This window comes from Pleurocapsa sp. PCC 7319 (genome assembly GCF_000332195.1).
Classification (GTDB): Bacteria; Cyanobacteriota; Cyanobacteriia; order Cyanobacteriales; family Xenococcaceae; genus Waterburya.
Genome location: NZ_KB235922.1, coordinates 756,891 through 769,169, shown reverse-complemented (window position 1 = coordinate 769,169; position 12,279 = coordinate 756,891). Strand labels below are relative to the sequence as shown.

The 12,279-nt window shown below is 37.9% G+C and carries 11 protein-coding genes; 3 read left to right on the top strand and 8 right to left on the bottom strand.

The features are described 5' to 3' along the window. Nucleotides 1-1,371, bottom strand: a complete 1,371-nt coding sequence (locus PLEUR7319_RS0107615) for a nicotinate phosphoribosyltransferase (RefSeq protein WP_026102374.1) — start codon at nt 1,369-1,371, stop codon at nt 1-3. Nucleotides 1,372-1,682: 311 nt separating this feature from the next. Here PLEUR7319_RS0107615 and PLEUR7319_RS41575 point away from each other — a divergent pair, with 311 nt between their 5' ends. Beyond that, complete coding sequence (locus tag PLEUR7319_RS41575; protein ID WP_019504619.1) at nt 1,683-1,844, top strand: hypothetical protein; 162 nt, start codon at nt 1,683-1,685, stop codon at nt 1,842-1,844. 120 nt (nt 1,845-1,964) lie between these two features. On the opposite strand, the gene PLEUR7319_RS0107605 is transcribed toward PLEUR7319_RS41575, so the two are convergent. Both PLEUR7319_RS0107605 and PLEUR7319_RS0107600 read right to left on the bottom strand, forming a co-directional pair. Then, nucleotides 1,965-2,396 (bottom strand): hypothetical protein, encoded by a 432-nt coding sequence (locus PLEUR7319_RS0107605; RefSeq protein ID WP_019504618.1) that lies wholly within the window; start codon nt 2,394-2,396, stop codon nt 1,965-1,967. 45 nt (nt 2,397-2,441) lie between these two features. After that, a complete protein-coding gene (locus PLEUR7319_RS0107600) occupies nt 2,442-2,849 on the bottom strand; it encodes a phasin family protein (protein WP_019504617.1) in 408 nt (135 codons plus the stop codon). A gap of 196 nt (nt 2,850-3,045) precedes the next feature. On the opposite strand from PLEUR7319_RS0107600, the gene PLEUR7319_RS0107595 reads away from it, so the two are divergent. After that, nucleotides 3,046-3,846, top strand: a complete 801-nt coding sequence (locus PLEUR7319_RS0107595) for a hypothetical protein (protein ID WP_019504616.1) — start codon at nt 3,046-3,048, stop codon at nt 3,844-3,846. Between the two features lie 30 nt (nt 3,847-3,876). On the opposite strand, the gene PLEUR7319_RS0107590 is transcribed toward PLEUR7319_RS0107595, so the two are convergent. From PLEUR7319_RS0107590 to PLEUR7319_RS0107575, 4 genes are all read right to left on the bottom strand, one after another. Next, nucleotides 3,877-4,983, bottom strand: coding sequence for an acyl-CoA dehydrogenase family protein (locus PLEUR7319_RS0107590; RefSeq protein WP_019504615.1), 1,107 nt, complete (start codon nt 4,981-4,983; stop codon nt 3,877-3,879). Next, the gene (gene kaiC, locus PLEUR7319_RS0107585) at nt 4,973-6,562 is read right to left on the bottom strand and encodes a circadian clock protein KaiC (protein WP_019504614.1); all 1,590 of its coding nucleotides are present in this window, start codon (nt 6,560-6,562) and stop codon (nt 4,973-4,975) included. Before kaiC ends, PLEUR7319_RS0107590 begins: the two co-directional genes overlap by 11 nt. 117 nt (nt 6,563-6,679) lie before the next feature. Next, nucleotides 6,680-6,988, bottom strand: a complete 309-nt coding sequence (gene kaiB / locus PLEUR7319_RS0107580; protein ID WP_019504613.1) for a circadian clock protein KaiB — start codon at nt 6,986-6,988, stop codon at nt 6,680-6,682. Between the two features lie 109 nt (nt 6,989-7,097). Further along, nucleotides 7,098-8,084 carry a hypothetical protein gene (locus PLEUR7319_RS0107575; RefSeq protein WP_019504612.1) on the bottom strand — a complete coding sequence of 329 codons (987 nt, stop codon included), beginning with the start codon at nt 8,082-8,084 and terminating at the stop codon, nt 7,098-7,100. 418 nt (nt 8,085-8,502) lie between these two features. Here PLEUR7319_RS0107575 and PLEUR7319_RS0107570 point away from each other — a divergent pair, with 418 nt between their 5' ends. Next, nucleotides 8,503-11,328, top strand: coding sequence for a hybrid sensor histidine kinase/response regulator (locus PLEUR7319_RS0107570; RefSeq protein WP_019504611.1), 2,826 nt, complete (start codon nt 8,503-8,505; stop codon nt 11,326-11,328). Nucleotides 11,329-11,386: 58 nt separating this feature from the next. Here the strand turns inward: PLEUR7319_RS0107570 and PLEUR7319_RS0107565 are convergent, their stop codons facing one another. Next, on the bottom strand, nt 11,387-12,256 hold the full coding sequence (locus PLEUR7319_RS0107565) for a metallophosphoesterase (protein WP_019504610.1): 870 nt from the start codon (nt 12,254-12,256) through the stop codon (nt 11,387-11,389). Nucleotides 12,257-12,279: the final 23 nt, after the last annotated feature.

Genomic DNA, 12,279 nt, shown 5'->3' with positions numbered 1-12,279 from the left:
CTAATTGTTAATTACTGAGTTTTGCATCGCTACTGACTGTCGCAAAGATTCTAAAGCAGTTGAAATGTTGACACTGATAAATTTAGGGTTACTGATTTGGCGAGTTGCAGCAGGAAGACTAGCTATAGAATTAGCGGTACGCTGACGAATTGTGTTGAGAGCTTGTGAAGATTGTCTTCTTCTACCATTCTGCATCACTAACTGGAGTAATTCATGCTCATTTTCCTGGGGAATTTCCTCGAATAACCCCAATCGATCTTGTTGTATTTGACCATTAACCATCTTGCGAAATATTTGTTTACGTCCAGGATAAGAAAGCTTATTGCTAGACAACTTCATGGTTGGGATACGATCAATTTCGACTAATTTATATACTCCGTTAACTGGCTCGCCTGTAACTAATTTAGTACCAATACCATAACCATCTATAGCTGCCCCTTGTTGTCGCAACTTGTCGATTTCCCATTCATCTAAATCTCCACTAACGAATATATTAGTCTCGGGCAAATAGCTACGTACTTTTTGCGATAATTCTCCTAAATCTCCCGAATCAATGCGTACTCCGGCGATCTTCATCGCTCCTGATTCTACCTCTGCTTGCAAACGTTTAGTAGCAGCAACAGTATCGTAAGTATCAATTAATAACGATGCCTGAGGAAAATAATTTTGAAAAGCTCTAAAGGCTTCGTCCTCGCTACCGGCGATCGCCTTAATAGCCATTACTAAAGCATGAGCCATTGTGCCTTGCGGTTTTTCCCCTAATTTTAAAGCAGCTAAGACATTTGATGTTCCGTCAAATCCTGCTGCTAATGCAGCTCTGGCTGCCCAGATTGCTCCCTGAGGACTAAATGCCCTCCTGGTTCCAAATTCAAGAATCTTGGCTTTTTCTCCAGCAATATCCCTAATGCGAGCCGCTTTAGTAGCAATTAAAGTCTGATAATTGATTGTATTGAGCAAATAAGTTTCTATCAACTGTGCTTGCCATAAAGGAGCTTCGATTCTCAAGATCGGCTCGTTAGCAAAAATTGCAGTACCTTCAGGTACCGCCCAGACATCTCCTGTGAATTTTGCTGTTTCAAGCAAATTCCAGAATTCCTGAGGAGCGTGGTTAAATATACCAGTGTGTTTTAATGCCTTAATTTGCTCCTGACTAAAATTCAGCTGGTCAAGATATTCCAATACTTGAGCTAAACCCATGGCAATTAAATAAGCAAAATTATGAGGGAAACGACGAACAAATAGCTCAAAACTTGCAGTTTTATTAGCTATACCTTCTCCCACATAGCAGGAAGCCATAGTTAATTGATACAAATCAGTTAGTAAAGAATTTTCTTGCGAGTTTATATTTAAATCACTTTGGGCTGGTACGATTTTCAAAATTTTAATCTTAAATTTGTTTTGGTGCTTTCTACCATAAATATAAAAATATCAAATACTTTTTGTCAAGTATAGTAATATAATTCAAGTAATTATATCTCGAACAAAGCTTTTATATAGTTTGGTTAATTTGGTTGACAATTAACTGTTTATTTCTAACAAAAATAACTTCGTATTCAAAGATTTACAAATAAAAATTCTGCAATATAAATAAGCACAAATAATCATTGCAATTTGCTATTAGGTTGATCCTTAGTGTCTGACAATAGGGATATTAGGAATAATATCAATTAGGAGTCAAGACTATGATTGTAATAAGAATAGTTAAGGATATTAAAAATATTATCCAATACATAACAGAGGGATTTATCGAAATTTTTAGTCCCGATAATGATCACTATCCTGCAGTAGGGGTACAACCTTTTGGGGGCACTATTAACAATTATCCTTCTCGGTTTGACTGGTAAACCCTCTTTATGTCCTGACAAGGAGATGTATAGGATTTTAATAGTATGCCCTAGCTGAGAACAGTTAGGGTATTTATAGATTCATTAAATTCACAGTTGATTTGATAGATTTAATGTTAATTATTGATCTTTTTCCCAGTCGGGGCAGTTAGTCCCATGCCAACCTTCAGGATGCATTCCACACACTAGTAAATTGCCGTTATAACTTCGCCCATGATAGTTGGCACAATTTATACATGCAGGATGACTTGTTGCAGAAGGATGATGATAGCTTACATTCGTAAAATCATCATCAGTAAAATCTTCCCATTCTTCTCCGATGGTGAAATCTAGTTCATCACTGGTAGAATTTAGAACATCAATAAAATCTTGTATAAAGCTGTCAACTTCATCAACTACTCCGGATTGAAACTCTTCCAAAAATGAACTGAAGTTTTCGCTCGCTTCATCGACAAAGGACTCTGTAGCTTCTGCCACATCAACCAAAAACTCTTCCATTTCGGCGGCAGTATGCTCAAGTTGTTTCCACCATTGTTGCGGCCAATCATCCATAATTAATCGTAGTTACAGGTATACTGGTCAGCATAACTTAATAGCTTACATTTCTTTTTTTAGACGGCGTAATTCTTCTTGTAAAGACTGCACTTGCTGGCGTAAATTATCATTATTTCCGCCAACTTGGTTTGGTGCTTGAGATTCTAACTCGACTTCTGGTTCGGGCTGAGGCTGTTCGTCTTCATCTACGATTTCAATACGACGAGGCTCTCTTGGTTCTGTTTTATTGTCGCCGGTAACTGTACCTTGTTGAGCTTGCGCTACTAGTTCATCAACGAACTTGCGAGCTTCCTCAGTACTCATTTTACCCCGTTCAGCCATTTCATCAGCGAGTTTTTGTGCCTGAACTTTTAAGTCCTTAAGATTATCTTCTGCTTTTTCTTGAGCGTAGGAGGCAAAACCAACACCCATGTAAAAAGCTTTTTTTGCAATATCCTCAAAATTTGCCATATTCTGTTTTCTCTAGCGTACTGACAATTTATTTTTAGTTTATATCATTACCTCTGACTACTGCTTCTCTACGAAAGAGGAGAAACAAAGCATTCCTTAAATTACATCGAGTTGGAGTATTCGTCCGATATCGTGAAGAAGGTTAATTAAAACTTTTTTTGCTTGATTAACTATTTACACTAGGGAAATTTAAACAATGGAATTAAATCTCAAACTATATCTTTATCTGTGCATTGCCTTATTGGCCGGCGTAATAGCTCTACACAGTCTTCCTCGTTTGGGTAAATTGGGCAAAAATATTTCGGATTCTTTTTGCCAGGCTCCTGGTATCGATCTTGTATTGGCATACTTTATGCTGGCACCGATCGCCGTGGGGTCGTTAATATCTGGTTGGATTGGTGTGGTAATAGCTCTGCTAGCCGAATTAAGCGTTTTATGGGTGTGGATTTTGGCTCATGAATTTGCTCATCGAGACCAAAAACAAACAGGTAGGATTGCTCGTACCATGAGTGGTATTTTTGGCACTTGGCGGAATCATGTGGCGATTTGGATTACTGCGTTGGCGATACCGGTTTTTTGGGCAGTTCGTTTTGCCGAATTAGCTGTTTACCCCCCTTTAACGAAACTGATTGGATTACCCAAATATCAAACTGAAGATTGGGTTAATGTTTCACGGCATAAATTTGAAGGATTAGTTGGCTACGATTTAATTTGGTGTTTATATTGTGATTGGATGACTGGAGTATGGTCATTGGGTACAGAAATGCTACGAAATGTTGAGTCATTTTGGTGTCCAATTCGTTTTTACTCCGACAAGAAATGTGAAAATTGCCAGCAAGATTTTCCCGATCTTGACAATGGTTGGGTTGCTGCCGATGGAACTATGGAAGACGTAGCTGATGTCTTACAAAGTAAATACGATGGTGAGAATGATTCTAGCTGGTTTGGTCATCCTTGCCGTCAACAAACAGCTCAAGAGTCGAAAACTGAAGTGTAGAATTCCAGGTAATTCTCTCATACAGCATAATTAAGCATTGTTATCAGAGGCTACTGCATCACGTAATAATCTTTTCAAACTTACTTCCATCACATCAGTAGTTTGTCCTGAAACACTAAATAATAAAGCTTCTCGATAAATTCGTCCCGCACTGGAATTTAAATAGTTGGCTGCGCCACTAGAAGCAATTACTGCTGCCAAACTAGAGCGTTCAGCTAAATCTATTGCCCATGCACGAAGCTGTAACCGTTGTTGATAAGTAGCATCACTATTAGCTGTAGATGTAATCGCCTGTTGTTCACATTGTTTAACTTCTGCTGTCAGAGATTGCCAGGATTGTCGCAGAAAAGCTAATGGTTTTTGGTCTGCCACTGTCTGAAGCACATCTAACCCTGCATAAGCACAACCCAAAGCGAAAAAACCATGATTGAGGATGTTTTTACGGCTACTTTGGTGGATGGAACCTGCTGGTTTAATTGTTATTAGGCGATCGCAACTTAAAAACCATTGATTTATCTGGGCACTAACGGTATTGGTAGCGCTCATTGCCATCAATGCCATGGGTTTACTGAGAGAGATTTTACCTCCTAAACCTTGTAATCGGTTTTGCAAGGGCAACATCCCATAAAGCTCTTGACCATCAGGCAAGGTTGCACCCAAAATAAAGTGAGCAAAAAAATCATAGCCAGTAATCCAGGGGACTTCCCCAGTTATGAGATATCCTTCCCTGGTTGGAGTAGCCGTAATCATTGGTGTACGACGACGAAGATGAGAAAAGCCTACTCCGATCAGGGATTCTCCCGTTGCCGCCTGTGGCAAAAACTGTTGCTGTAGTGACTGATTAGGGCTTTTGGCTAACATCGTTGCTGCACTTTGATGTTGAGTTTGCAAAAAGGTTAAAGCTCCTGAAGCTCTAGCCATCAAAATTTGTAGACGACGGTAATCTAATTCACTTAATCCAGCCCCACCTAACTCTGAAGGAACTTTCAAGGCTAATAAAGAGCGATCGCCCATTGCTTGCAATGCTGATTTAAGAACCTGAGGATGACGATCCATTTTATTAGCCTGAGATGCCACTTGCTGTTGAAAAAAAACTTTAGTTAGTTGAAACTTGTCAGCAAGATTCTCATTTGTCATCCATTGTCTTTCCTTCGATGTTAATATCTTTTACATTTCTGGCAATACGAGATAGTTCGGTCTTTTCGTTGACTGCAACGCGTGAAGGAGAACCACTAATAATCCCTTCGTAATTACGGAAAGATTCTTTGATGTAGGGGATTTCTGGCGCATCAGAACTAATCACATATTCTCGAATACCTTTATCGTGCCATGAACCACGCATCTTAAATACGTTCATGGCTCGAGACATTTCACCCCTAATTTCTACATACTGCAATAAAATAATCGTATCGGTAATTGTAGAAATATGAGACTCCGTAATGGAATTAGCTCCCAAAAACTGATCGGTAGTATTAGTGAAAAAGCCCGTAATTTCCTCTTGTTTGGCGTAGCCAGTAACTCCAATCACAAACTGGCGAAAAGCATTATTAGTTACTCCTCTGGCCAGAGCTGAGAGAGAATCAATGGCAATACGGGAAGGTTTAAACTCAGCTATTTCTGATTTGATCATCTGTAAGTGATCTTCTAAACCAGCTGATTCTGGATAGCAACAAAGTAGCTTAAGCAATCCTTTGTGCTCCATTTCCTCAAAATCTACTCCCCAAGAGGAGGCATTACGAGACAACTGCGCTCGGGATTCTTCGTAGGCAAATAAGACAGCTCTTTCTCCTTGAAGACAACCTTCTTCCAAAAACTTACTAACCAGAAGGGTTTTACCCGTACCAGTTGCTCCAGTTGCCAAGATAATTGAATCTTTGAAAAAACCTCCGCCACATAGCCGATCAAGTGTTTTAACTCCCGATGAACGACGTACATTAGAAGAGCGTTGTGTAAGGCGCATTGCTCCCAAAGGAAAGATATTAATGCCGTCATTAGTAATAGTAAAAGGATACTCCCCCTTCATGTGAGTTGTACCACGGAGCTTAAGAATTTCAATAGTACGACGACGACGTTCTCCTTCTAAGACGTTGCGAATAATAATTACGTTGTCAGAAACAAATTCTTCCACTCCAAAACGGGCAATTGCCCCATATTCTTCCACTCTCTCCGTAGTTAAGATAGAAGTAACTTCTAATTGCTTAAGACGGGCCACTAAGCGAAAAATTTCGCGCCTAACTACAGAAGCCGCATCATATTGCTGAAATACTGCTGTAACAGAGTCGATGGAGACTAATTTAGCTTTATATTTGCGTATCGCATATTGAATGCGCTCAATTAGTGCCGATAGATCGAAATTACCAACAACTTCTTGTCCTTCCGGATCGGGAGAAGCATCCAGAATGAAAAATTTACCCTGATCGATCAGATTTTGTAAATCCCAGCCAAAACTATAGGCGTTTTCAATAATATCTTTGGGTGACTCTTCAAAAGTAACAAAAATACCAGGGCAATCAAAAAACTCAATCCCCCGATAAAGAAACTGAACCGCCAAGAGGGTTTTACCAGTACCAGATGTGCCGCTAACTAGAGTAGTTCTGCCTATGGGCAGTCCACCATGAGTGATTTCATCAAATCCTTCGATCATGGTGCGAATTTTTCGCACTCCTTTGGTGTACGTTTCTGGCTGCTGTGGCTGAATAGGATTTATTTGATTCATCTATAAATGAGAAACTGCTTGTTTGGCTACTATTTTTTGGCTACTTAATGTTAGACGCGATAGTTGCTCAAAACGAAGGTCACTGTATCATATCTTACAATAAACAATCCCCAGGATTTATAACTTTCGTTCACGAATTTCCTCATAGAGTAAATCTAATCCAATCAATACCTTTTCGCGATCGCTTAAGTCACCAATTATTTTGCGAACTGGAGGGGGCAATACTTTAGAAAGAGTTGGAGTTGCCAGAATTTTATCTTCTTCAGCTAATTGAGGATTCTTCAAAACGTCAATTACCTTAAGAGCATAAACCCCCTGAAAATCTTTTTCTAAAATATTTTTCAGGGTTTTTAGTGCTCGTACTGAATTTGGTGTGTTTCCAGCGACATACAACTTAAGTACATAAGTTTTTCTGAATTGATCCATAAGATTAAATAATTTATTAATTTATTAATTAGTCTGAGGCGACGAATATAAAATTTGGCTTAGTAAAGTACCAAGTTGTTTCGGGAAATTAAAGATTGACATATATTCATTATTCTACTCTAAACAACAAGTCTAAAGAGATATCGTCTCCAGGAATAGAGCGACGATACATCTCACATAAATGAGCAATAATATCGATTAATACCAAACGATAATCTAAAAGAATATCATCACTTCTTCCCTCTATCTGTAGTTGTTGAGCAAATTCATCAATTAACTCCATATGAATTTCTAAAATTTGCGATGTAGAGATATCCGCAAAAAATACTTGATCGACAAATTCATCAATAATACTATTTATTGTGGGACTATTAGTAAAGTAATCGAGTAAAATCTTGCGATAGCTTTGGCTCAATTGTCGATCTATTTCCTCCTGCTTTTCTGAGGTTAAATTACGGTAAAAATCTTTGGAATTACGCTTATAATAAACACCTAAATATCCTAGCCTTTCTTGAAGTTTCTCTGTGAGTCTGCGCTGTTGCAAAATCAGGTAATTACTCCCCCCTTCATCTTCTTCATATTCATGTTGCAACTTCTTTTTTGCCTGATGAGTTTGAACATCTGAATTAGGAGTAAGGCTCAGAAACTTGTTGATTGCCAAGTTAATATAAGAATTTATTTCGGCTAGCTGAGTTGGATAAAGATGTATTTCTGCTCGATGATAAAGGATGTGAGCCGATGCAGCTATGAAGGGGTCAGTTGAATTCTGCTCCGTGCCATTAACCAGATTTGCTAGCTGTTCAACTTCCACAATTACTATCGGTAATAAAATTTTTGCTTGCCATAATTGAGCCAGAATTGAATTTACCTGAGCATCATTAACTAAGACAATGCAATCTATTTGCTCCTTATTACTGGTGATGAAGTCAACAAATTCGTGAGTTAGATTAATAGATTTAAGTTTATAGTGAGCATTAGTTAGGAACTTTATTAATGATTGAGTAAATTGTTGCTGACTAGAAAACAGGCAAATATGCAATTTACTTGATACAGAGCATTCAGCGGTACGAGAATCTTTATCTTGATGATCTGACATTGTTAGGGGAGTCTTACATTATGGCTGCTAAATTGCTTCTGAAGACTAATCTGAAATTTTGTTGAATAACGGAATTGAGTCATTTTTTCTATTTCTCCACAAATGTTGTTGGTTACGGTATTAAGTTGCCAAAAAGACACAGATGAATGTCTTTGAAACAGGACTGGGAGTAAATACAGATGCTTTCTTGTCTAAAACATAAAATAATGGAGTAGTTATCAGACCGTATTAGAACAGATACACTCAGCCACTGAGCTACTATTTGCTTACAGTACTTAATAAAAATTTAACATTTATTGATACTCTTTGATAATTGTAATAAAACACTGCGCAGAATAGAGTCATTCTAGCCTTGTGACGTACTACTATATAAAATAAGGTGTCTCTTCCAATTTAGTTACTCAATTGTGAGAGCTAAATGCCAATTGTAATTGGGCAAAATACTAATCTTAATAATCTCAAAATTGAGCAGAAGACAATTTTGCTTTTGGAGGCAGTAACCAAGAAATTCATGTTTAGTCCTAATCTTACCCTCAATGATTTTGTCTGCCCCATTCCCGTCTGCCAATCAAAGGCAGATTTAGTAAGTATTCTGAGAATTTTTCAACATAGTAGTTGTGACTTCCTGGCAATTCCTCGAGAAAACTCTACCTGGGGAACAATTAGCTCAAAAAACCTACTTTTATTGCTAGCTCAAGTTAGCCAGTATTCAGCGATCGCTACCAAAGGTAATTCCAGAAGTTTATCTCAAGAAGAAACTTACTATCCTTTAACAAGGCAAGATTTAAATAAGTTAATCGAGCCGGCGATCATTTTTCAATCTGATACTAAGCTCGAAGACTTTTTGGACTATTTGAAAGAACCCTCTCAATCTAATCAGGAAGCTCAATATCTAATTGTTAATCATCAAGGTAATTTAAAAGGTTTTATCAATACAGAAAAATTACTGAAATCTTTGGTATTTAAGTTTAATCCTCTGCAGACTGTTAGCTCCAATTTGCCAGTTATGTCGATCCCTTACGGTTCTGCTGACAAAAGACTAATAGACTTGATTGAATCTATTCCCTTGCCCCTCAAATTAGAAACTGCCGAGGGACAGGATTTATTCATGAACCAATGCTGGAAAAAGTTAATTGTTACAGGTAAAGAGTTGGTCGCTCAAAAGTCTCAGACAAACGACTTGTCTCTAATTTGGCAGTCAATCAAGTCCGAGCAATCTCACTATCAGCAAAATGCTGCTCAGAAAAATAGTAACCAAAATTATCAACTGGGAACAACATCTCACGCCTCAAATTGTCTTTGTTTAGCTAGTGATTACCATGTTATCTCGCCAATAAATATTCCCTTCCAGAATACACATTTTAATTTCGAGTCAGAACAACTTACAACGAAAATTACTCATTCTACTGCCCCTTCATGTCTTTGGGATAATGTTCCCCTAGACTGGGCGACAAATTCTCCTTTAAGCATTCAAATTGATCGGGGAAAAGATTGGAGTTATCTTAAAATTCCTTTGACTCTTATAGTTCCCGAAAAACTCTCAAACACAACTGAGTCCCTAAATTGGTTGGTATTGGCAATTAAGTCATCATTAGGCGATGGTGATGAACAACTTCCCAATAAAGCATTAGCCACTTCAGAGACGATAGCTAATATTTTATTGGCAACTATCAGCCATGAACTCAAATCTCCTCTTACTGGTATTGTTGGTTTATCAAGCTTGCTTAAAGCGCAAAAACTAGGAAAACTTAACCAACGTCAAACTCGCTATGTTCAGTTAATCCATAATAGCGGTCAAAAATTGATGAGTATTGTTAACGAGTTATTAGAGCTCTCAAATTTAACTACAGGCGATCTGCCATTAAAGTCAGAATTAGTTGATTTAGATTCTTTATGTCGACAAATTTGTCAACAGGAAATAACCAAGCTCCAAACATCATCTGTAGTTTCCTCAGATTCTATAATTCAAGCTCCTCAGTTACGGCTCAATATAGAGTCAGGAGCGAAATTGGCGATCGCCGATAAATCTTGCCTAACGACAATACTTTCCCATCTAATAGTAGAGACGATTAAATATTCTCAGCCCCTCAACAAATTAGAAATTAAGATTAAAGCTGTTAAAGGTTTTACAGCTATTGTAATCAGCAACGATCTGGAAGCAGAATTTTCTTTATCTGAACAGACAGCTGATCCGTTAACACCATTATCAGATGATTTTGCCTCACTAAAAGGACAATCTAGTTTAAACTTAATTATCGCTAAATATTTGGCGAAAGTTCTTGAAGGAGACCTCCTTTTCAGCTTTGCTGCTGATAGTTGTCAATTCACTTTGTTGTTACCTAAAAGTAACTCGCAGCCGGTTCATTTTCTGCCCAATTTAAGTCCAACCATTAATGAGCATCAGTGTCTTGCTACAAATGTCGATGCTCCTCTAATTATGTTAATTAACAATAATTTGGATAGAGTTGATGAACTGACCTGCAAATTGAAAGAATTGGGCTACCGAGTAGTTCTAGTTCGTACCGGTATCGAAGCTCTTAAACAAATACGTAAGTTCAAGCCAAAATGTGTTTTCCTGAATCCAAAATTACCAGACCTCAACGGCAAAGATTTACTAAGTTTATTGAGATTGGATTCCCGTACTCAAGATATTCCTATATTTATTTTTACTTCCCCTCCTCATCAGCCAAATTATCAACATCTCTATCAGCAGGCGAACGGTTTTATTACTTTTTCTCCAGACAAGTTTACCCTAGAAAAGATTTTGCCCACTGTTAAAAACTCCCAGGCTACTACTAAGCAAAATTTGACTATCCTGTGCCTATATCCTGAACCTGAAGTTATTAATTCAGAAGTACCCAATATAAATAAGAGTGGTTTAGATTTTAATCTCAAAAAATGGGCTGAACAAGATTGGTCAAATAGTCATGAAGAGCAGCTCTCATCTCAATATCGCATCATTGAAGCTGAAGGTTTAGAACAAGCGCATACCCTTGCTCGTATCTGGCAGTTAGATGTCATAGTTTTAGATGGTTATCAAATCGCTGCTCCCTCTAAATACTTGCGATCGCTCCAAGAATCCAAGTATTTATCTGCTTTGCCTTTAATAACTCTGGATACTAAAACTACCGAAGCAGCTAACCAAATTGAAAATTTGAAAGTTTACCCCTGTTTACTTCCTGCTCAATGTCGTAGGGTTAGCGATCTGATGCAAGTTATTCAAATTGCTACCAGTCTTGAATAATTGACAATTGATTTATCCTCGAAGGGGGACAATTGACAATTAAATTAATAAATAATTTTTAGGTGATGGTGTGAAGAGTAAAAACAGTGATTTCTGGGCGACTGTTGAAACGGATAGGTAATCCGGTCATGCCTAAACCACGATTAGTATATTCAACGGTTTCTTCAACCTGGTTTAACCCCACAAAATATTTTCTGCCACCTGGTGGTAAGATTAGGGGATCTAGAAAAGGAATTCTGATTTGTCCTCCATGGGAATGACCCGATAACTGTAGAGCAAATTTGTGAGTTTTAGCACTTTTTTCAATATAATCAGGTTCATGAACTAGAAGAATAGCAGCACTATCATGGGGTAATTGGGTAATTACTCGATTTAAGTCTGGTTTACCCCAATAGGGATCGTCTAGTCCGGCAAAAGCTAGTTTTTCGGTGCCACGCTCAATTACATAAACCTGATTATCTAGGTTAGTAATCTTACTGCGTACCAGGACTTGTTTGAGTTTGTCAGTTACTTGGCTCCAGTGGTCGTGATTACCCAAAACTGCTAGATTACCTTCATGAGATATCAGTTTGCTTAGTTTTTCCTCTAGTTTTCGAGCATTAAAATCGTTATTTTTAGTAATGATGTCTCCGGTAATAGTGATCGCATCTGCTTGCTGCTGATTGACTAGTTTGATGATGTTATCTAACCGTTTCTCAGGCATAAAGCGGCTACTGTGTAGATCGCTAATTTGAACTATTTTAAATTCATTAAATGCAGGGGTTAAATTGGGAATTGCTAGTTGAATTGGCACCACTTCAATCCAGTTGGGTTCTATTTTGGCACCATAAATATAACAACCAATCAATAAGGCGATCGCCATAACTGTAAATTTACCGATCCATCTTCTGATTGTTCTTAAGGAAGGAGAATAATACTTCGCCTGCATAATAAAATTTAGGAGCTAAAATT

Excerpts from the sequence above, each read along its gene's own strand:
- PLEUR7319_RS0107605 (WP_019504618.1), bottom strand. The coding sequence starts at position 2,396 with ATGGATGATTGGCCGCAACAATGGTGGAAACAACTTGAGCATACTGCC.
- PLEUR7319_RS41575 (WP_019504619.1), top strand. The coding sequence starts at position 1,683 with ATGATTGTAATAAGAATAGTTAAGGATATTAAAAATATTATCCAATAC.
- kaiC (WP_019504614.1), bottom strand. The coding sequence starts at position 6,562 with ATGAATCAAATAAATCCTATTCAGCCACAGCAGCCAGAAACGTACACC.
- PLEUR7319_RS0107600 (WP_019504617.1), bottom strand. The coding sequence starts at position 2,849 with ATGGCAAATTTTGAGGATATTGCAAAAAAAGCTTTTTACATGGGTGTT.
- PLEUR7319_RS0107565 (WP_019504610.1), bottom strand. The coding sequence starts at position 12,256 with ATGCAGGCGAAGTATTATTCTCCTTCCTTAAGAACAATCAGAAGATGG.
- kaiB (WP_019504613.1), bottom strand. The coding sequence starts at position 6,988 with ATGGATCAATTCAGAAAAACTTATGTACTTAAGTTGTATGTCGCTGGA.
- PLEUR7319_RS0107575 (WP_019504612.1), bottom strand. The coding sequence starts at position 8,084 with ATGTCAGATCATCAAGATAAAGATTCTCGTACCGCTGAATGCTCTGTA.
- PLEUR7319_RS0107590 (WP_019504615.1), bottom strand. The coding sequence starts at position 4,983 with ATGACAAATGAGAATCTTGCTGACAAGTTTCAACTAACTAAAGTTTTT.
- PLEUR7319_RS0107595 (WP_019504616.1), top strand. The coding sequence starts at position 3,046 with ATGGAATTAAATCTCAAACTATATCTTTATCTGTGCATTGCCTTATTG.
- PLEUR7319_RS0107570 (WP_019504611.1), top strand. The coding sequence starts at position 8,503 with ATGCCAATTGTAATTGGGCAAAATACTAATCTTAATAATCTCAAAATT.